General features: G+C 74.9%; 1 protein-coding gene. It reads right to left on the bottom strand.

Features of this window, described 5'->3' with window-relative positions; all coding sequences use genetic code 11:
• Positions 1-55 precede the first annotated feature (55 nt).
• Positions 56-22,261, bottom strand: coding sequence for an SDR family NAD(P)-dependent oxidoreductase (locus UK12_RS39440; RefSeq protein WP_045300276.1), 22,206 nt, complete (start codon positions 22,259-22,261; stop codon positions 56-58).
• Positions 22,262-22,501 lie beyond the last annotated feature (240 nt).

Below are 22,501 nucleotides of genomic sequence, written 5' to 3'. Positions count from 1 at the left end.
TGGTTCGTGGTTCGTGGTTCGTGGTTCGTGGTTCGTGGTTCGTGTGTGGTTCCGTTCACCGCGCGGGCTCGCCGCCGGTGCCGATCCGGCCGAGGAAGTCCGACAGGGCCCGGTTCACGGCCTCGGGGCTGGTCACGCTCGGGAAGTGGCCCGCGTCGGCGATCTCCTCGAACCGGGCGTCCGGGATCAGGCCGTGCAGCAGGTGGGCCGTCTTCAGCGGCACCACGCAGTCGTGCCGGCCTTGCAGGATCAGCGTCGGCGCGCCGATCTCCGGCAGGCGGCCGAGCAGGTCGGGCTCGGCGGCGAACAGGTCGAGATAGCGCAGGCCCAGGTACGGGTCCATGCTCTCGCAGCGGAGCAGGTGCGCGGTCAGCTCGTCCCGCCGGGCGGCCACCCGGTCGGCGCCGCCGGCCGTGATCCGGTCGAAGTCCTCGGCGACGATCCGTTCGAGCCGGTTGACCTCCCCCGTGCGGTTGGCGTACTTGAAGGAGCTGCAGATCAGGGTCAGCGAGGCGGTGTCGGCCGGGTTGGCCAGGGCGAAGTTCTGCGCGAGCAGCCCGCCGAACGACGCGCCCACCACGTGCACCGGCCGCTCCAGCAGCCCGAGTTCGGCCAGCACGCCCCGGTAGAGGCGGGCCAGGCCGGGCAGCGTGAGGTCCTCCGCCGCGTCGGTGGCACCGACCCCGGGGTGGTGGACGACGACCACGCGGTGCCGGTCCGCCAGGGCGGCGAACTGGTGCGCGAACATCCCGGCGCCGATGTTGAACGGGTGCATCAGCAGCACGGTCGGCCCGCTGCCGCGCAGGAAGACCTCGACCCGGCCGCCGGCTGCGTGGACCAGCCGGCGCTCGGTGCCCGGCGCGTGCTCGCGGAGCAGGGCGAAGTTCTCGTCGGGCGGCAGGTACCCCTCGTCCAGGAGCTCCCGGACGTCCTCGGGCACCGCCTCGGCCGGCTGGTACTCGGCGAGTGCCGCGTCGAGTGCCGCCGCGCTCGCACCGTCCGGCCCGGTGACGGACACCAGGTCGGCCGGCGGGACGGGCCCGTCGAAGAGCGCGACGAGCCGGTCGGCCGCCTCCGCCACCCGGTGGCGCGCCATACCCACCGGCACGGCCAGCCGGATGCAGCAGCGCATCCGGTCGGCGCCGCCCGCCAGCTGCGGGCCGCCACGGATCCCGGTGTGCCGGTAGATCCAGGCGAGACAGGCCGCCACGGGGTGGCGGAACCCGTCGAAGCGCGGCACCCGGGCCACGTCCAGCACCACACCGTGGGCGGACGGTCCCGGCACCAGGGGCACGCCCGCCTCCTCCAGCCGGGTGCGCAGCAGCGCGGCGTTCGCCGTCCGCTCCCGGACCAGGGCGGCGACCCCCGCGGTGTCCGCCAGTGCCAGGGCGACCGCGCGCCGGGCCGCCAGGTTGAGCTCCGGACCGCGCACCGAGACGCGCTCGGCCAGCCGGGCGGCGACCTCGGGCAGCCGGGTGGCCACGAGGCCGCCCTGGTCGAGGCCGAAGTCCTTGGAGAGACTGACGGTGACGGCGTCGGCAAGGCCGAGCATCTCGCGGACGATGTCCCAGACCTCCGGGACGTCCGAGGTGTCTGAGGTGTCTGAGGTGTCTGAGGTGTCTGAGGTGGTCGAGGCGGTCGAGGTGTGCTCGGCCCCGGTCGTACCGGTCCCGTGTGCCGCGAGGAGGACGGCGTTGTCGACCAGTCGGGTCGCGTCCAGCACCAGCGGCACGCCGTACCGCCGGCACAGTTCGGCCGCGCCCCGGAGGTTGCTCAGCGACATCGGACGGCCGCCACCGGAGTTGGCCGCCGGTTCGAGGCAGACGAAGGAGACCGCCGCCGAGCTCCCGGACAGGGCACCTTCCAGTGCCGCGAGGTCGACGTCGCCCGCGCAGGGGGCGCCGGTGTCACCGGCCGAGGGCAGCGGCGGGGCGGGCGCGAAGCCGTACTCGGCGAGGTTGAACAGCCAGGTCGGGAAGAGCGAGTTGTGCAGGACGGTGCCGCGCCGTCCGGGCCAGGACCGGCACAGCAGGGCCTCGGCCGAGCGCCCGGAGGAGGTGAGCCAGCTCTGCTCGAACGGCAGCCACGGCACGGCGGCCGGACTGGTGTCCGGCACGGTACGAAGGGCAGACCGCCCACGCAGGTCCGCCATCCGCGCGAGCACCTGCGCGTCGGAGCGCTCGGCCCACGAGTCGGTCAGCAGGTCGAGCTCCACCTCGGTGTGGTCCAGGCGCACCGGATTGTGCCCGTTCGCTGCCAACTGTGCTGCGCGGAGCGGTACTTGACTGTCGTCCGGGGCCGGTCGCGGCGTCCGCGCCGCCGGGGCTGCGGCGTTCTCTCGCCCGTCGGCGTCCGGCAGGGGCAGGGTGGTGTCCGGCAGGTCGGTGTCAGGCAGGTCGGGCGCGAGCAGCTCCGGCGAGGCGATCATGAGGATCACGTCCGCCACGTCGGTGGACTCCCCCTCGGCCGGGGTGCAGAGGTAGATCGGCAGGTTGTCCGGGCGGAACTTGTTCTTGAACTGGAGGTTCCCGCGGCCGAAGATCCCCGCCGAGCGGAGCTCGGCCAGCGCCTTCTCGGCGGCGGGCGAGGCGTTGGGCGAGTCGCAGACCTTGCCGCCGAAGCTCGCCCCGAAGCTGAAGACCGTGGCCCCCTCGGCGACGAGCTGCTGGATGATCCGCACGATGGCGAACTCCAGGCCGCCCAGCGGCATGTCCCTCGGATAGAACTCCACGTCGAGCAGGTAGCCCGGCTCGGACGGAATCCTGGTCACCACGATCGCGTTGGCCAGCGTCTCGCCCAGGTGGGTCAGAAAGACCCGGTGGCGCTCGGGCAGCCGCCCGGAGGTGATCTCCGCCCGCACGGTCCGCACGTACGGGTTGACCATCTGCTTGCCGTCCGCCCAGCTGTCGACCAGCGAGGCGATCCGGGCGTCCGTCGCGGGGTCGCTGCCGGACCTGTACTCCGCCGTCCGCGCGTCCCCGGCCTTCTCGAACCGCTGGACCATGTAGCGCAGCCTGCTCATCCGGCCGCCGGAGAGGGTGAAGGAGCCGAGGTCCGCCAGCCGCTGCACCGCTCCGAACGGTGTCGCGTGCACCGCGACCCCGGCCACCCTCTCCAGTCGGACCAGCGAGAGCAGGTTGGCCTGGCCTCCCGTCCGCCGGGCGTACTCGAACCACTCCTCGGCAAGCTGCTCGAAGTGGTCGTCGGGCCCGACGTAGCTCCAGGCGAGCAGCGCCCGGCCGCGCTGCGAGAAGTTCAGGTAGCCCCGGCGCTCCGCACCGAGGAAGGCGTACGGCGCGATGTCCCGGCCGGCCAGGCCGCTCTCCCGGCCGTGCGTCTGCTCCAGCTCCGCCAACAGGCGGCGCAACGCGGGATCACCGCCCGGACCGGCCTTGCGGACCACGGTCGGCCCGCCGTCGCGGCCGTGCACGGGTGAGCCGAGGGGCACGGCGGCGGGCGCAGTGGTTGGTCCCGGGACCACCGGCGCGTCGTCCTGCGGCGTATCAGCGGACGGTTCGCGGACGGCCCGGACGGCCTCGGCTCCGTGGACGGCGGTCAGTTCGGCTGCCAGCTCGGCGAGCGTGGGACGGTCGAAGAGCAGTGTCTTGCGCAGCGCGCCGAATCGGTTCTCCAGGGCACTGACGGAGCGCAGCATGTCGAAGGAGGTGAAGCCGTTGTCGGCGAAGGTCAGGGACCGGTCGAGCGCCCGGCCGGTCACCTCGGTGAGGACGGCGGCGAGCGCCTGCTCGGGGCCGTCGTCGGGGCTATCGGGCGAGTCGCTGTCCGGCTCGGTCGGCTGTGCCGGCGGTGTCCCGGGGGTGGCCTGCGCGGTCCGGGCCGGTCCGGCCGGGGTTCCGGCGAGGTGGCCGGCCAGCGCGGTGGCGGAGTCGTGCTCGTACAGGTCGGCCGCCTTCAGTTCGACCCCGTAGGCGGCGCCGAGTGCGGTGGCGAGGTCCATCCGGAAGATCGAGTCGAGTCCGAGCTCGGTGAAGGGCCGGTCGGGTTCCACCTGATCAGTCGTCAGTCCCAGCAGATCGGCAACGGCGGCCCGGATGACCGCAACCGGGTCGCCCTGCGGCGGCGCTGCGGGCACGGCCACCTGTCCGGGCGGCGCGGACTCAGCCTCGGGCGCAGCTTCGGGTACGCGGGACCCGGGTTCGGAGTTGGCGAGCTTGGGCGCGGACGCGGGCGCGGGCGCCGGAACCTCGGCTGTACGGACGGCCGGTGTGCCTGGCGCGGGCAGAGCGGCGAGCCGGACCGTGGGACGGCGGCGGCGCGTGGTCGGGCCGCCGGAGGGACCGGCGGGGGCCGGGGCGGGAACCGGCTCGTCGGCCGGTCGGGTCTGCTGGGGCACCTCGGGCTCCGTCATCACTCGGGCAGCGGACACGGGCGGGGCATCGGGCACGTGCGAGGCGTCGGGCACGGGTGGGCTGTCGGGCAGGGTGAACCAGTGGCGGGTCGGTGTGAACACCACTCCGGGCAGCGGCAGCCGCCGAGGGGGCCCGTCCGGGTGCTGCGCGGCCCAGTCCACCTCGGTGCCCCCGGCCCAGGCTCGGGCCAGGTCGCCGGGCTTGTTTCCCGGCGCGGGTGCCGGGGCCCGGCCCGCTGCCCTGCGGACGGTGCCCCGGTGGGCGCCGTCGAGGCCGGTCGCACCGGCGGCCGCAGCCCGCAGCAGCGCCGCCGCCTGCCGCACGTCGGCGGCGACCAGGGCCAGCCGCTCGGTGAGCTCCTCCCGGCCGCTCTGCAGGGTCCAGGCGACCCGGCGCAGGTCGGTGTCGGACCCGGCCTCCAGGTACGCGGCGAGCCGATCGGCGGAGCGGAGCAGCGAGCCCGGGTCACGCGCGGACAGCGGCAGCACCTGCGGCTCGGCCCCGGATCGCGCAGGTTCCCGGCCGTCCAGCGCTCGGTTCTCCAGCGCTCGGTGGTCCGACCCTGTGTCGTCCGGCGTCCGGTAGGACTCCACCACCACATGGGCGTTGACCCCGCCGAACCCGAACGAGCTGACCCCGGCCCGCCAGGTGTCCCGGCCGTCCTCGTCCTTCCGGGGCTCCCACGGCTCGGTCTCGGTGTTGATCCGCAGCGGGCCGTCGTCCAGCCGCAGGTACGGGTTGGGCTCGGCGAGGTGCAGGTGGGCCGGCCGGGTGCGGTGCCGGAGCGCGAGTAGGACCTTCAGCAGGCCCGCCATACCCGCTGCGGCCTCCGCGTGCCCGAGGTTGGTCTTCACCGAGCCGATCGTGATGTCCGGCAGTTCGGACAACCGGGTGCCGAACTCCTCGGCGAGCCTGGCGAGGGCCTGCCGAACGCCCTCGATCTCGACCGGGTCGCCGAGCCTCGTCCCGGTGCCGTGGGCCTCCAGGTAGCCGACGGTGGCCGGGTGCACCCCGGCGTCCCGGTGGGCCTGGACGATCACTTGGGCCTGGGCCTCCGGATTGGGGGCGGTCAGCGACGGCGCCTTGCCGCCGTGGTTCACGGCACTGCCGCGCAGCACGGCATGGATGTGGTCGCCGTCCGCCTCGGCCCGGTCGAGCCGTTTGAGCACCAGCGCGCCGACACCCTCGCCGCGCGCGTAGCCGTCGGCGTCCTTGTCGAAGGTCCGGCACCGGCCGCCGGGGCTGAGCATCCCGGCCCGGCTGAACGAGGTGAACAGCCCGGGGCTCAGCGCCAGGCCCACGCCGCCCGCGACGGCGAGCTCGCACTCGCCGTCCGACAGCGCGCGGATCGCCCGGTGCACGGCGACCAGCGAGCTCGAGCACGCCGTGTCGACGGTCTCGCTCGGCCCGTGCAGGTCCAGTTGGTGCGAGATCCGGTTGCACAGCACCGAGCGCGCGATCCCGGTCGCCATGTGCGCCTGGACGTCGAGTCCGTGCCGGGCCATCAGCTCGCCGTAGTCGCCGGTCGCGATGCCCGCGAACACGCCCGTCGCGCTGCCGGCCAGGTCGGAGGGCCGCTGCCCGGCATCCTCCAGTGCCCGCCACACCACCTGGAGGAACAGCCGGTGCTGTGGGTCCATCAGCTCGGCCTCGCGCGGCGAGATGCCGAAGAACGCGGCGTCGAAGTCGGCCACGTCCGCCAGGAATCCGCCACGGACCTCGCGGGTACCCGGATCGGCCAGCAGCTCGGCACGGTCGGCCGGGACGGGCCCGGTGAGGTCGACGGCGTCCCGGAGATTGGTCCAGAAGACCTCCAGGTCCGGCGACTTGGGGAAGACGCCGGCCATGCCGACGACCGCGATCCGGCGACCCTCGGAGGCCGGGGAGTTCGGGGACGCGAGGGTGGCCAGGACGGCTGGCGGCTCGACGGACGTCGGTGCTTCGACGGCCGCCGTGGGTGCCTCGGACCGGCCGCCCAGGGCCGCGGCAACCGCTGCGGGGTGGCGGCTCACCAGGTAGCGGGCCGCGTCGTGCAGGCTCGGCGCCTCGAAGAGGACGGTGGGAAGCAGCTCCAGCCCGTAGCGTTCGTTGATGCGCTCGACGAGCTCGGTGAGCGAGATCGAGTCGAAGCCCAGCTCCAGCAGCTCGATCCGGGTGTCGATCTCGTCGATGTCCACCAGCAGGAATTCGGCTGCCATACCGCACAGTTCGAGCTCGACGGCCTCGGCCAGCCGGTCGTCCGTCGGTACGGGCGCCGCCTCCGGTACGGGGACCGATGCGGAGGCCGAAGGCGGTGCGGCTGCGGACGGCTCCCCGACCGGGAGCCCCTCGACGGCCGTGACCACCGTCTCCGTTCCCGTGAGTGCCCGGTGGAAGACCGCGAGTCCGGTCTCGGTCCGCATCGGGACCATCGACCAGCGTCGGGCGAACAGCCGCAGGGTGGCCTGGTCCACCGTCATACCGCCGTCCTGCCACAGCGGCCAGCCGATCGCCACGCTCCGCCCGAAGCGCAGCCCTGCCGAGCGCCAGCGCTCGCGGGTCGCGGCGAAGTGGTTGAGGAAGGCGTTGGCGTACGCGTAGTCGGCCTGGCCCAGGTTCCCGGTCTCGGCGGTCACCGAGGAGAACAGCACGAAGAAGTCGAGCGGGTCGCCGGCCGTGGCCCGGTCCAGGTGGAGCGTGCCGTCCACCTTGGGTGCGAGCACCTCGGCGATCTCGGAGTCGGTCTTGCGGACCGCCCGCGCGTCCCGGTGGACCCCGGCCGCGTGCACGACACCGTGCAGGTCTCCGTACCGGCGGTGGATCTCGTCGATCAACTCCCGGGTGGCCTCGGACGAGCCGAGGTCGGCGCGGCGGTACCAGACGGTGCTGCCGTCGCGGCCGAGCGCGCGGACCCGTTCGGCCGTCTCCTCGTCCAGCGCGGAGCGGCCGACCAGCACGAGGTTGACCGGCGCCTGCGCGGCGAGGAAGCCGGCGAAGATCAGGCCGAGCGCGCCGGCGCCGCCGGTGACCAGGTAGCAGCCTCCGGGACGCAGCTCCGGACGCGGACCGGACCCATGCCCGGGTACCGGCTCTGGTATCTCCTCGTCGAGCTCCCGGACCAGCCGTTCCGTTCCGCACAGTCGCAGCTCGGCGACCCCCCGGCCCGCGCCGCGTCCGGCCTCTGCGGCGAGCAGTGCCGCCCTGGCGCGCGGGTCGCCTTCCGTGGACTCCAGCTCCACCCTGGTGGCCGAGAAGGTGCTGTGCTCCAGGGCGAGCGTCCTGAGCAGTGCGCCCAGCGCGGCGTGCTGCGGCTGCTCGGCCGCCGGTCCGTGCACCACCACGGCGTGCAGCGGCCTGGTGCGGTTGCGGCGCAGCAGAGCGGTCAGCGTCCGGAACAGGCCGCTCAGCGACTGCCCGGCCGGGGACGCCGGGGACAGGGACGCGGCCGGGGAGAGCGGCGCGTCCGGGCAGGTCTGCATGACCAGATCGGGCAGCCGACGCTGCCGCGCGAGCACGGCGAGCAGCCGCTCGTACTGGTTGTGGTCCTGCCACTCGAGGGTGTACCGGTCGGGACCGCTCTCCGCGAAGGCGGCTCCCGGTGCGGCGGTGACGACGCGGTTCGCGCCGCGCCGGACGAGTTCCTCGGCGAGAACGGTGCCGTCGAGGGTGTCGTCGGCGTGCAGCAGCAGGACGGTGCGGCCCTGGAGTGACGATTCGTCAGCGGGTTGCGGCCGCCAGGCGGGCCGGAGCAGCCGCAACGTGCCGACCCGTTCCGGCTCGGCCGCCTTCTCGGCCTCGGGGGTCGGCTGCGGTTCGGTGACCGGCGGCCGTTCGGTGACCGGCGGCCGTTCGGCGACCCGCGCCGGGGGCACGCTGGTCTCCGTGGTCTCCGGCACAGCGGCGGGCCGGGGCTCGGGGGCGGGCGTCTCGATCCAAAAGCTCCTGCGCTCGAAGGGGTAGGTGGGCAGCTGCACGGCCCGGCGCGGCGCGCCCGGCCAGAGCCGGCGCCAGTCGACCCGGGCGCCCGACGTCCAGGCGGCTGCCAGGGCGTCCAGGTCGGGGTGGTCCGCCCGTCCGGCGACGTCCCGTGCCGACGCCTGTTCCTGTGCCTGCGCCTGTCCTGCGGGCCTGGCGCTCCCGGTGTACACCCGAGGGTCCTGCGATCCGGCCGCGAAGGCGCGCAGCAGGGCGGCCAGCCCCTCGGCGCCGTCCCCGGCCGGAACGCGGACGGCGAGGCGTTCGGCCATCGCCCGGCGGCCGAGCTGGGTGGTCCTGGCCAGGTCGGCCAAGTAGGTCGGGTCGGTCGGGTCGGTGGCGGGGCGGTCCTCCAGGAAATCCGCGAACCGGGTTGCCATGTCGACGAGTTGGCCCTGGGTGCGGGCCGAGAGCAGGACGAGCTGCTCCCCCCGGTTCACGACACCGGCATCGGCTGCGGCTGCCGCATCGGGCTGCGGGAGGTACTCCTCGACGACGAGGTGGACGTTGGCGCCACCGGCCCCGAAGGAGCTGACCCCGGCTCGGCGGAGCAGGGTGACCGGCAGCCCGTCGGCTCCGGTCCGCCGCAGCGGGACCCAGTCGGCCGGGCCGGGGACGGGGGCGAGCCCGTTCCCGGCGAAGTCGATCTTCGGGTTGGGGGTGCTGAGGCCGACGGCGGGGGCGAGTCTGCCGTGCCGCAGTTGCAGCAGCACCTTGGTGAGGCCGGCGATGCCCGCCGCGCCTTCCAGGTGGCCGATGTTGGCCTTCACCGAGCCGACCGTGCAGCGCTCCCGCCCCGGGGAGGCGCCGTCGCGCAGGGCGCGGCCGAGGGCGGCGATCTCGATCGGGTCGCCGAGCTCGGTTCCGGTGCCGTGCGCCTCGACGTAGCCGATCGTGTCCGGCGCGACCCCCGCGCGGCGCAGCGCGTCGGCGACGAGCGCGGCCTGGGCGTTGGGGTTGGGAACGGTGTAACCGCCGGTCTTCCCACCGGCGTTCATGGCACCGCCGCGGATCACCGCCCAGATCCGGTCGCCGTCGGCGACCGCCCTGCCGAGCGGTTTCAGCAGGACGGCGCCCACGCCCTCGCCCGGCACGATGCCGTCCGCCGAGGCGTCGAAGACCTTGCAGGCGCCATCGCCGGAGAGCATGTTCATCGCGCTGAGGGCCACGTGGTGGGACGGGTGCAGGATGAGGTTCACCCCGCCCGCGACGGCCATCCGGCACTCGCCGCGCCGGAGGCTCTCGCAGGCCAGGTGCACCGCCGTGAGCGAGGACGAGCACGCCGAGTCGACGGCGAAGCTGGGGCCGTGGAAGTCGAAGAAGTACGAGACCCGGTTGGCCAGCGACCAGTACGCGGAGTGCGCACCCGCGAGCCGGCCGTGTTCCCAGGCGGTGGCGCCGAGTTGGCCGTATGTCCCGTACATGGTTCCGACGAACACGCCGGTGGACTGTTCGTGCGTGTGCTCGCCGAGATAGCCGGTCTCCTCCAGCAGGTTCCAGGCAGTCTCCAGGAAGAGGCGCTCCTGCGGGTCGATGTCGGCCGCGTCCCGGGCGAGGATGCCGAAGAAGGCGGGGTCGAACCGGTCGACCTCCTCCAGGAAGCCGCCCCAACGGGAGTTGGTGCGCTGGGGGCGTCCGCGCCTGGGGTCATAGGTCGGCCGCCAGTCCCAGCGTTCGGCGGGCACCTCGGTGACGGAACTGACGCCCGCCGCCAGGTTCTGCCAGAAGGCGTCGAGGTCGCGGGCACCCGGGTAGCGCCCGGTGACGCCGACGACCGCGATCGCGTCGGCAAGCGGGTCCACGGCGTCGGCGGCGTCGGCCAGGACGAGAGCGGCGCCCGGGGTGCCGTGGGTGACAGGGGTGACAGAAGGGGCAGAGGAGACAGGAGAGACGGGAGCAGCCTGGGCTGCGGGGGCAACGGCCGGAGCGAGCAGCGTGGCGAGTCGTGCGCCGTGTTCGGCCGAGAGGTGGTCGGCCAGCTGTCCGATCGTCAGGTGCTCGAAGAGCAGGGTGGCGGGCAGGCTGCCCAGGTCCCGCTCGAACCGGCCGACGATCTGCAGGCTCACCAGGGAGTCCACTCCGAAGGTCTCGAAGGTGGCGGCGGCGTCCAGGTCCGCCTCGCGGTGCTTCAGCACCTCCGCGAAGACCTGCCGCACGTACCGTCGCACGTCCGCTCCGCCGGGGCGGTCGGCCGGGGCCGTCGCTCCGGTCAGGGGGCGGGCGAGGATCACGCACTGCTCGCTGTCGTCGCCTTCGCTCCCCGGGGTGCCCAGGACCTCCTCGGTGCGCAGGCCGGCGGCCGACAGGGCGGCCCGCCACTGGGCGGGGCCGAGCAGCGGGGCGTCGGTGAGCCGCTGCTGCGGATCGGCGAAGCGCCACCAGCCGCCGGTCAGGCCGAAGGTGAGCGTGAGGAAGTCGGAGGCCCGGGTGACCTCGTTCACCAGCAGCAGCCCGTCCGGCCGGAGCAGGGCGCGGGTGTGCCCGAGCGTGTGGGCGATCGACTCGGTGGCGTGCAGCACGTTGGTCGCCAGCACCACGTCGTAGCCGCCGGGGGCGAAGCCCTGACCGAGCGGGTCCCGTTCGATGTCGAGCAGCCGGAAGCGGGCGAAGGGGTGGTCGGCGCCGAACGCCTCGCGGCCGTGCGCCAGGAAGGCCGGGGAGACGTCGGTGTAGTCGTACTCCAGGGTCGTGCCGGTCCGGGCGCAGGCCGCGAGGACGGCCGCCGAACTGCCGCCGGTGCCCGCGCCGATCTCCAGCACCCGGACCACCGGACGGTCCGCACAGGCGCGGCGCACCGCCTCGGCCGTCCGCTCCGCGAGCAGCGCGTTGAAGTGGTCGACGATCGGCTGGCCTCGGTAGACGCCCTCCACGAGGCTCATCGAGCCGCCCGGGAACAGCACCTCCGTCGCCCTGCGGCGACCGGCCAGGACGTCCCCGAGGGCAGCCGTGCAGGCCGAGAGCAGCGCCGTGTGCGGGGCCATCTCCGGGTACCGATCGGTGAGACCTGCCGGGTCGGCCGCAGGAGCGGGACGGTCCGGCCGCAGGGTGACGGTGTCACCGTCGAGCAGCACCGCACCGGCCCGGTCGAGCAGGCGCAGCAGTGCGTCGAACAGCGGCCGGTGCCGGTCCAGGACCCCGAGGTCGGCACGCAGGTCGGCGACCCGGACCGGCAGGCCGGGCGGGTGCAGCAGGTCCCAGCCCTCCGCCAGCGCGGCGGCCGAGTGGCGGGCGGCCGCGTCGAGTTCGGCGAAGGCGCGGCGGGCCCGGCGGACGGGGCTGTCCTGGGTGCCGTCGAGGCCCTCGGGAGCGTGGCCGGCCGGGACGGGCCGTACTGCGAGGGGCTCGGACTCGGACCCCAGGACGGCCTCAGCCGCAGACTCGGTCTGTCGGGCGCCGGTCCGCGCCGGGACGGGGGCTGCGGATTCGACGCCGATGCCCGCCAGCCAGGCTGCCGAGGCCCGGACCACCAGCGCCTGTGGGACGTCCGCGGCAAGGAGCCGGGTCAGAGCGGCGATGCCCTCGGGCTCCTCCACCGAGCCGACCCCGAGGGCGGCCAGGCGCTCCCGGTGCATCTGGTCGGCGACGGCGCCGATTCCGCCCCAGTAGCCCCAGTTGACCACCGAGGCGGGTACGCCGCGACCGCGCAGCCAGAGCGCGTAGGCGTCCTCCCAGGTACTGGCGGAGGCGTAGTTGGCCTGCCCGGCACTGTCCACGAAGCTGGCGGCCGAGGAGAAGAACACCAGGAAGTCGAGCGGTTCACCGGCCAGCGCACGGTGGAAGGCACGGGCCCCCGCCACCTTCGCGCGGTGCACCTCGGTGACGTCCGTCTCGTCGAGGTTCACGAGCGAGCGGTCGCGCAGGACGAGGCCGGCGTGGAACGCACCGTTGACCGGCCCGAGTTCGGCCCTGACCCGGGCCAGCGCACCGGCGACCGCGTCGGGTTGGGCCAGGTCTGCGGTGAAGTACCTTACCTGGCCGCCGAGTTCGGACACTTCGGCGATTCTGGCGCGCAGCTCGGGGGTCTCCGGACTGCGGCCGAGCCAGGCGACGCTCGCGCCCACCGTCCGGCAGAGGTGGCGGGTGAGCGCGGTACCGATGCCGCCGGCGCCGCCCGCGATCACGTACACGCCGCCGGGGCGGAACACCTCGGCCGTCCGGCCCTCGGGGAGCCGCAGTTCGCGGAAGCCGCGGCGCAGCCGGCGTCCGCCGCGCAGGGCGACCAGGCGTTCGGTGCCGTCCTCGGCGAGGATCCGACGGGCGGTCGGACCCGGCTCCGCGCCCGGCTCGACGTCCAGGCAGCAGACCGACCAGCGCGGATACTCCGCAGCCACCGCGCCCGCCAGCCCGAACAGGGCTGCGCCGTAGGGGTCGAGGACGTCCCCGGGATCCGCCCCCAGGCAGCCCTCCGTGACGATCCGGATCTCCGGGCCGTCACCGGAGCCCCGCTCGATCAGTGGCCGCAGCACCCGGAGCAGGGCGAGGGTGAACCGGGTCGGCGCGTCGTCGGGCAGCCCAGCCGTGGTGTCGGGCAACCCAACTGCGCTCTCGGGCGACCCGGGTGCGGCATCGGGCAGCCCCGCTGTGGCGCGGCCGACGAGGAAGTACAGCAGGTCCGGGGCCGGGCCGAGCGGTTCGGCCGGTGTGCCGTCGCCGTCCAGCCGCACGGTCCGGACCTCCCCGGCCGGGTCGGCGGCCGCCCTGGCCGCCAGGAGCGCCCGCGCGAGCGGCTCGGTGTCGGCGGTGTGCAGGACAAGCGCCCGGCGGCCGGTGCCGGCGCTCCGGGGCTGCGGCGGCTCGGCGGCCAGCCACTGCGGGACGAACAGCATGCCCCGCAGCGCGTCCGGCGCCGGTCGCACCGCGAATCCCTCCACCCTTACACACACCGCTCCCTGACGGTCCGTCACCGTGAGGTCGAAGGTGCGCGGTCCGCGCCGGACGGCGTGCGCCCAACCGGGGCCGGTGAGCGGGGCGAGGAGGTCGAGTCGTTCCAGGGCGAACGGGAGCGCGGGCACGCCGGCGGGGGTGTCGGCCAGCACTGCGGCGGTCTGCAGTGCGGCGTCCAGCAGGGCCGGGTGCAGCAGGAAGCCGTCGGCGCCGGCGCCGTCCGGGGCGAGCAGCTCGCCCAGGGCTTCGTCGCGCCCGTGGCGCACCTCGCGGAGCAGGCGGAACGACGGCCCGTAGCCGATCCCGGCGGCGGAGAACGCCGCGTACAGCTCGTCGGCCGAGCGGCGGTGCGCAAGCCCGGCCGCGATCGTCTCCGGATCGATCCGCGCAGACTCCGCCGAGGCGGCGAGCGGGTCGGCGAGCGGGGCGGGAAGCGGGGCGGGAAGCGGGGCGACGGCGCCCTCGGCACAGTGCGGCGCGGCGGGCCCGTCGGCAGTCAGGGCGAAGGTGCAGGCGGTGTCCGGTCCCGTCAGGCGCAGTAGCGGCCGGACCGGGCCGTACACCTCGAACGGGCGGAGCCAGCGGACTGCGGACAGCCGGAGGCGTCGGCTGCCGAACCGGCGGGCGGCGGCTGCGGCGGCCAGTTCCAGGGCCGCGGTGCCGGGCAGCACCGGCGTACCCGCGACGGCGTGCTCGGCCACCGGCCAGCCGTCGGGCCGGATGACGCCCTCCAGCGCCGTCGCGGGAGGGGGTTCGGGGGACACGGCGGGCGCGATCCAGTGGCGGTCGGCGGCGAAGCGGTAGGTCGGCAGCGGAATCCGCCGGCCACCGCTGCCCTCGGTGCGGCCCTTCCAGTCACAGACGGCTCCCGCGACGTACGCGGCGGCGGTCCGCTCCGCTCCGTCCGCGTCGGCCGCATCGGCCGCCACCGGCTGCGGCGCCGAGCTGCGCCGGCAGTGCGGGCCGTGCCCGCCGGCCAGCAGAATCTCCAGGCCCGCACGCAGTTCGGCGCTGTCGGCCGCCACGACGGCGGCCCGGACGGGCAGGTGGCGGCGGCCGAGCGCCAGCGTCAGGGCGACGTCGCGAATGTCCGGCCTATGCCCCAATGCCCGGGAAAGGTCGGCCAGTTGACGCACCAGGCCGTCCTCGGTGCGTGCCGAGACGGGCACCACCACCCGCTCGGCCCGGGGGCCGCTCGGCCGCTCCGGTCGGGCCGGCGCCTCGGCCACGACCAGATGGCAGTTGGTGCCGCTGAAGCCGAAGCTGCTGACGGCGGCGATGCGGCGACCGCCCGGTCCTGGCCGCCAGTCGGTCGGTCGGGTCACCACGTAGAACGGGCTCTCCGCGAGGTCGATCTTCGGGTTCGGGGTCTCGAACCCGGCCGTGGGCGGCAGCTCGCGGTGGCGCAGGGCCAGCAGCACCTTGAGCAGGCCGGCGATGCCGGCGGCCATCGTGGTGTGGCCGATGTTGCCCTTCACCGAGCCCAGGCCGCAGAAGCCGGTCCGGCCGGTACCGGCCCGGAACACCTCGTGGAGGGCCTTGACCTCGATCGGGTCGCCGAGTTCGGTGCCGGTGCCGTGCGCCTCGACGTAGCCGATCTCGTCGGGCGAGACCCCCGCCATCCGGTGCACCCGTCGCAGCAGGTCGGCCTGGGAGTTGGCACTCGGCGCGGTGATGCCGTTGGTCTTCCCGTCGCCGTTGACGCCGACCGCGCGGATCACGCCGTGGATGTGATCGCCGTCGGCGAGCGCCCGATCCAGGCTCTTGAGCACGACCACCCCGACGCCCTCGCCGAGCACGATCCCGTCGGCGGAGGCGTCGAACGGCGCGCTCCGCCCGGTCGGCGAGAGCATGCCGGTGTTGCTGGTGCGGATGTGCATCTGCGGGGTCACCATCAGCGCCACGCCGCCGGCCAGCGCCAGCTCGCAGCCGCCCGACCGGATGCTCTCGCAGGCCAGCTGCACCGCGGTCAGCGAGGAGGAGCAGGCGGTGTCCACGGCCATGGTCGGGCCGGTGAGGTCGAGGAAGTAACCGATCCGGGCGGCGAGGATGGAGGGGGACGTACCGAGGAAGGCGTGCCCGGTGTCCGACTGCCCGGCTTCGTCGAGCAGCTTCTGGTAGTCGCCGGCGCCGCAGCCGACGAACACTCCGCAGCGAAGCCCGCTGCCGGGCCCGGCCGCGTAGCCGGCGTCCGCCAGGCCCTTCCATGCCTCCTGGAGGAAGATCCGCTGCTGCGGGTCCATGGCCTCCGCCTCCAGCGGCGAGAGGTTGAAGAACGCCGGATCGAAGCGGTCGATGTCGTCCAGCAGGGCCGCCCAGCGGCTGTAGGTGCGGTCGGGCACAGTCCGGTCCGCGTCGTACCAGCGGTCGACGTCCCAGCGCTCGGGCGGGATCTCGGCGATGCTACTGCGGCCGGACCGCAGGTTCCGCCAGAAGGCGTCCAGGTCCGGGGCGTCCGGGAAGCGGCCCGCCATCCCGATCACGGCGATGTCGCCGACCCGGCGGGGCCCTGCGGCGTCGGCTTCGGCGTCCGCCTCGGGCTCGGGCTCGGGCTCGGGGGCCTGCGCGACGGGTACCGGGCGCAGCGTGATGCGGGGGGCCGCGCCGAGTAGGGCCTGGGCGGCGGCGGGCCGGGCGGCGGGTGTGGCCAGGGACAGCGGGGCGAGGGAGAACGGAGCGGCGGGCGGCGCGGCCACGGAGAGCAGCGCGGGCTCGTCGGCGTGTGGCGGCGGCTCCGGTGCGGGCCCGCGCTGCTCTCCGCCGCCGGACTGCGGCTCCGGCCGTGGCCGGGCCTGCGGGCGCAGGGCCTCGGCGTGCAGCGAGCGCGAACGGGCGGCCGCCAGCAGGACGGCCTCGGTCAACGCCCCGATGGTGGGGTGGTCGTAGACGGTCACCGCGTCGAGCTGGACGCCGAACCGTTCACCCAGATCCCGGACGATCTCCACCGCACCGATCGAGTCCAGGCCGAGCTCGCTGAAGGTGAGTTCGGGGTCGATCTCCGTCCGGTCCAGGTAGAGGACGGCGCCCAGGGAGCTCTCCACGGCCGACCGGACCTCCGCCGGATCGATCGCGGGCACGGCCTCCGGCTCCGGAACGGGGTCAGCCTCCTGAACGGGTACGCCGACAGCAGCCGTGGCAACGGCCGGGCCCTGGACCGGGGCGGGGGTTGCCGGATCGCCCTGGCGGAACGTCCGTACCTTCTCGAAGTGCCGGCGGACCAGCTCCAGCGACTGTTCGCCGAGTACCGCCTCGTGCATCCGCACCTCACCCGAGATGACCTCCGGCAGGACGCCCAGCGTCCGTCCCGCCAACTCGGCCTTCAGGGTGGCGATCACGGAGGCGGGCTTGGCGGCGACGGTCCGCGCCAGGTCGAGTGCGGCGGCCAGCACCTGCTCACGCGGGCGGACGGCCATCGCGGCCCCGCGCCGCCGCAGCTCCTCTCCGGTGAACGCCGAGCCGGTGAACAGCATCTCGGCCGCCGTCGTCCGTCCGAACCGCTGCTCCAGGATGTACGTGGCGCCCATGCCGGGTGTGAAGCCGTAGCTCACGAAGTTGGCGCTGTAGAGGCCCTCCTCGGCCATCACCACCAGATCGCCGTACAGGCCGAAGGCCAGTCCGCCGCCGGACGCGTGGCCCTGGACGGCCGTCACCACCGGCCGGCTGCAGCGCAGCAGCCCCTCGTACAGGAAGGACTCGTCGGTGAAGCTCCCCCGGCCGACGGAGAGCGCCTCCAGCGCCTCGGGGGTGGCGCCCATGCTGAACACGCTGCCGCTGCCGGTGAGCACCACCGCCCGGACGTCGTTCCTGGTCTCGATCTCGGCGAAGACCGCGCGCAGTGAGCCGAGCAGCCGGTCGGTGAACATCGTGCCGCCGAGGACGACCATCGCCACGCCCTGCCCGAGGACGCGCAGTTCCGCCTCGCCGTCCGTCGCGGTGACCGTTCCGGGCAGGGCGGTCTCGTCGGCGTCGTGGCCGGTGGCGGGGGCAGTGGTCCCGACGGGAGTGCTGACGGTGGCCGGGGCCGTCGCTGTGGCCGGGCCGCCCACGGCAGCGGGGCGGGTGCCGGCAGGCGCCTCGGGTGCGGCGGCCGGGCCGGACCGGTGCCACTCGCCCACCCAGTAGCGCTCCTCGTGGAACGGGTAGCCGGGCAGCGCCACCCGCCGGGCGGCCGGGGCCCCGGCCGCCCGGCAGGCGTGCCAGTCGACCTCCGCACCGGCGACCCAGTGGGCCGCCAGCTTGTCCAGTTCACCGGCCCGGTGCAGGGCCGCCGGGTCGTCGGCGGGGCCGTCCTGCCGGGCGGCGCTGCCCCGGTACTCGCCGTCCTCGGGCGGTTCGCCGCCCACCAGCCGCCGGAGCGCCGCGCGCAGCGCGGGCAGTCCGTCGGTGACCGCCGCCCAGCGTTCCTTCATCGGTGCCCGGCCGACCTGGAGGGTGTGCGCGAGGTCCTCCGGACGGGCGGGGCCGTCGGTCGGCGCCGCCGAGGCCGCGAACACGTCGGCCAGCTCCGCGAGCGTGCCGTCCGGGGCGAGGTGCGCCAGGTCGTCGGGGGCGCCGGACAGGGTGCAGAGCCGGGCCAGCCCGGCTGCGTCGACCCCGAGGTCGTCCAGGGTCTCGCCGCCGTCGAGGGCCGCGGCAGGCACTCCGAGCAGGTCGGCGACGGCGCCGTGCAGCCGCCCCCGGGCGGCGTGCCGCCGCTGCTCGGCGAGCGCGGCGGTGGCTGCCCCGCCGGTGCCGTCCGGGTCCAGGTGGGCCAGCAGGGCCGCGGCACGTTCGCGCAGCGCCCGGTCGTCGCGCGCGGAGAGCACGTAGAGCTGCGGGCCGGTCGCTACGGGGCGGTCGTCACTCGGTTCGTGGGCCTCCAGGACGACGTGGACGTTGGAGCCGCCCGCGCCGAAGGCGCTGAGGCCGGCCCGGCGCGGCCCGTGCGCCGGGCGCGGCCACGGCTGGACGGCGGTCTGCACCCGGAACGGCCCGTCGCCGAGGTCGAGTTCGGGGTTGAGCCGCTCAGTGTGCAGGCTGGGCGCCAGTAGGCCGTGCCGGAACTGGAGGAGCACCTTGGTCAGGCCGGCGATCCCGGCGGCGCTCTCCAGGTGGCCGATGTTGGACTTCACCGAGCCGATCGCGCAGCTGCCGGGCGCGTCCGTGGCGTCGGCGAACGCCCGGCGCAGGCCCTCCAGTTCGATCGGGTCGCCGAGCGAGGTTCCGGTGCCGTGCGCCTCGATGTAGCCGATGGTGTCCGGTGCGACGCCGGAGCCCTCGACGGCCCGGGAGATCACCTCGGCCTGCGCGGCCGGGCTGGGCACGGTGAACCCGCTGGTCCGCCCGCTGTGGCCGAGGGCGCTGCCCTTGATGACGCCGTGGACGTGGTCTCCGTCCGCGAGGGCGCGGGCCAGCGGTTTGAGCAGTACCGCGCCGACCCCCTCGCCGGGCACGTAGCCGGTGCCGCCCGCGCCGAAGGCCCGGCACCGCCCGTCGGTGGACAGCCACTGGCCCTGGGCCAGCTGGAGGTACTTCTGCGGGTGGACGATCGCGTTGACGCCGCCGGCCAGCGCGAGGGTCGACTCGCCGCGCCGGATGCTCTCGACCGCGAGGTGCAGGGCCGTCAGCGAGGAGGAGCAGGCGGTGTCGACGGCCATGCTCGGGCCGTGCAGGTCGAAGGTGAACGACACCCGGTTGGCGACCGAGGCGTGCATCGCGACCGGTGCCACGCCGTCCTCGGCGGTGTCCACCAGCTGGTAGTGGTTCCACATCACGCCGACGAAGACCCCGACCGTCTCCCCGGTCAGCGCGGTGGGCGGGTGCCCGGCGTCCTCCAGCGCCTGCCAGCAGGTCGTGAGGAAGAGCCGCTCCTGCGGGTCCATCCGTTCGGCGTCGCGTCGGGAGATCCCGAAGAAGGCTGGGTCGAAACGGTCGACGCCGGCCATGAAACCGCCCCACCGGCCGTACGTCCGGCCGGTCCGGCCGCGTTCCGGGTGGTAGACGGCCGCGTGGTCCCAGCGGTCGGCCGGTACCTCGGAGATGCAGTCGCGGCCCTCGGCGAGGTTGGCCCAGAAGGCGTCCAGGTCGGGGGCGAGCGGGTAGCGCCCGGCAAGGCCGATGACGGCGATGTCCATCGGGGCCGCCGTGGGCTCGGGCTCGCGCCTCTCCGCACGCTCCGTCTCTGCGGGTTGACGGCTCTCCTCCTGCTCCGTCGCTGCGGGTTGACGACCCTCCGCACGCTCGACCGCCGCGAGTCGCAGGCCCTCCGACTGCTCCGTCACCGCGAGTTGACGGCTCAACAGATCGAGGTCGCCGTGCACGGCGACCACCCGTGGCTCCGTACCGGCCAGGCACTGCCGCAGCAGCCGGAGCCCGTCGGCCGTGGACAGCGCGGCGAGTCCGGAGTCGGCCCGCGCGGGCTCGGCGGACCCGGCCCGCATGCCGCCTTCGGCCCAGTAGGGCCAGGCCACCGAGAGCGTCCGGCCGGTGCGGTCGGAGCGGGCGGCGCGGCGGGCCGCGAAGGCGTCCTGGAAGGCGTTGGCGAAGGCGTAGTCGCACTGGCCCGGATTGGCGAGGGTGCCGGCGATCGACGAGAACAGCACGAACACGCCCAACTCCTGGTCGGCCGTGGCCTCGTCCAGGTGGAGCGTGCCGGCCACCTTGGGGGCCAGCACCTGCGCGACCCGATCCGGCTGCTTGCGGAAGAAAACGGCGTCGTGCACCGCACCGGCGCAGTGGAAGATCCCGTCGAGGCGGCCGTGGATCTCCCGCGCCCCGTCCACGGCGGCCCGTGCGCCGGCGGCGGTGGCCACGTCGGCGCGCACGTAGTGGGCCTCGCCGCCCGCCCGGCGCAGACCGTCGAGCAGCGCGGAGATCTCCGGGCCGAGCGGGCTGCGGCCGCAGAGCACCAGCCGGGCGCCGTACCGCTCGGCCAGGTCCCGGGCGACGGCGGCGCCGATGCCGCCCGCTCCACCGGTGACCAGGTAGACGCCGCCGGCGACCAGGGCCGGTGCGCCACCGCCCGCGCCGGGCCCGGCCACCGGCAGTGGGACCGGCACATGACGGCGTACGGACCGGCGGCCGGCCTCGTGCCGGGTCTGCCGTTCGGCGGCCGGATCGGCCAGCTCGGCGAGGACGGCGGCGGCGATGCGGTCGGCCGGGGGGCCGCCGAGCACCGCCGTGGTGCGGCAGTCGAGCACGGGTGTCTCCGCCGAGACGGTACGGGCGAGCGCGGCCAGTGCCTCCTGCTCGGGGCGGCTGTCCTGGCCCTCCGGTACCGCGTGGACGTGCAGCAGCGTGCAGGGGGTCGCCCGGCGGCTGTCGACGAGGGCTGCGGCGAGCGTCCACAGCCGGGTGTAGCCGGTGAGCGGGTCGCTGTCCGGGCCACTCCCCGAGCCGCTGTCCGGGGCGGTGTCCGAGCCGGCCTCCGGGCCCGGGCCGTCCAGCAGGACGAAGGCCGAGGCGTCCGCCAGGCGGGCGACCAGTTCGGCGCACCGCGCCCGGTCGGTGGGGTCGGCGGTGATCTCGTCCGGCCCCTCCGACGCTGCCGGGGCAGCCGGGGAGCCCGGACGGACGTGGACGACCCGGCGCCCGGAACCGGCCAGGCGGGCGCGCAGCGCGGCCGGCAGCGCAACGTCTGCGGACAGCACCACCAACGGCCCGTCACCACCACCGTCCGGACCGGCTGCGACCGGCTGTTCGATCCACACCGGCCGGTAGCAGCCGATGCCGACCGACCCCGCGTGCGGGCCGGACTCCGCGCGCGGCACCGACGGAACGGCCGTACTCGCCGCCGCCTGCGCGGACGGCAGCCGGACCGTGTGCTTCGCGGTCAGGTGCCGGGCCAGGCCGTCGATGTCGCTGAACTCGAAGAGCAGGGTGGGGTACAGCCGCGTGCCGACGAGTCCCTCCAGCTCGCCGCTCATGGTCAGCATCGCGAGCGAGTCCAGCCCCAGGTCGTAGAAACCGGTGCCGGTGCGGACGGACTCGGCCGGGCGGCCCAGTATTCGTCCGACCATGCCGCGCAGGTACTCGGCCAACTCGCCTGCGGTGGCGGGTTGTACGGAGTCCCCGCCCGCTCGCCGCGCGTCGACCGCAGCTCCGGCCTGTCCGGCCACTGCTCCGGAGACCGCCGCCGGCGGGACCGGTGTCACGGCTGTGACGGCCGTGGCGAGGGCCCGCTCCGGCTCCGCCAGCAGGCGGGTGATCAGCCCGGCGCTGCGGATGCGCTTGCAGCTGAGCTTGCTGAACCCGGCGACGAAGCGCCCGTGTTCGTCGTGGATCAGACAGTCGCTGTACTGGACGTCGCCGGAGGGCGCCAGCACCTCCGGCTGCGGGATGTGGACGTAGCAGCGCCCGGTCGCCCGCCGGGGTGCGCGGAACTCGGCGATGTGCACCGGGATGAACGGGTCGCCGGGGGGCTGGAGTTGGCCGAAGGCGACGATGGTGGCCGCGTCCAGTTTGGCGGGGTGGAGATGGAAGCGCTCCTCGCCCGGGGCACTCTGCGGGTCCAGGTCGAGTTCGGCGAGCAGCCGGCCGCCGCCCTGGTAGAGGGTGCCGAAGCACTTCATCGGCGCGCCGTGCTCGATCCGTTCGGCCCGGGCCTGCGCGTACAGCTCCGCCATGTCCCGCACCCTGGTCGCGGACGCCTTGAGCGCCGCCACCTCCAGATCCGCCGGCAGGGGGGCGTCGTCCCAGGCCAGGTCGGCCGTGAAGTGCGGCTGCCAGTCAGCCGGTTGACCGCCGCCAAGCCGATCTTCGCCGGGCCGATGTTCACCGGGCCGATCTCCGACGGGCCGGCTCAGCGCGGTGACCCGGCGGACCCCGTCCCGTTCCTCGGCGATGCGCAGCCGCACCTCCAGGTCGCGGCCGTCCGCAGTCGCCATCGGGGCGGAGAAGAGGATGTCGCGCAGGACCGCCCGGCGCCAGTCCAGGCCGCGCGCGTCGAGGATGCGCAGGACGACGTCGAGGAACACCGCCCCGGGCATCACCGAGACACCGTGCACCCGGTGGTTCTGCATGATGAAGTCGCTGTGCCGAAGCGTCAGTCGACATTCGATCTCACTGGTGGGCATGGCTGCACATCCCCTCGGCTGTCCGGCGAGTGGCCGCGGCACCGGGTCGCCCTGCACCGGGTCACCCTGCGGCGGGACTCCTGCCCGCAACCTCCCCGGCGGTCACGGGAGTCGGGCTCAAGGGTGACCCTAGCGACGGCGGCGGGCCCGGCCTGCTCAGAATTGAGCGCGCACCGCCGGTCCGCGCGAGCGGCCACGCGGCGGTAAAGCCTCGGGCGGCCGCCGCGGCGACGGGACACG

This window comes from Saccharothrix sp. ST-888, assembly GCF_000955975.1.
Classification (GTDB): domain Bacteria; phylum Actinomycetota; class Actinomycetes; order Streptomycetales; family Streptomycetaceae; genus Kitasatospora.
The sequence above is the reverse complement of the archived record's forward strand: the minus strand, read 5'-3'. Positions and strand labels throughout refer to the sequence as shown.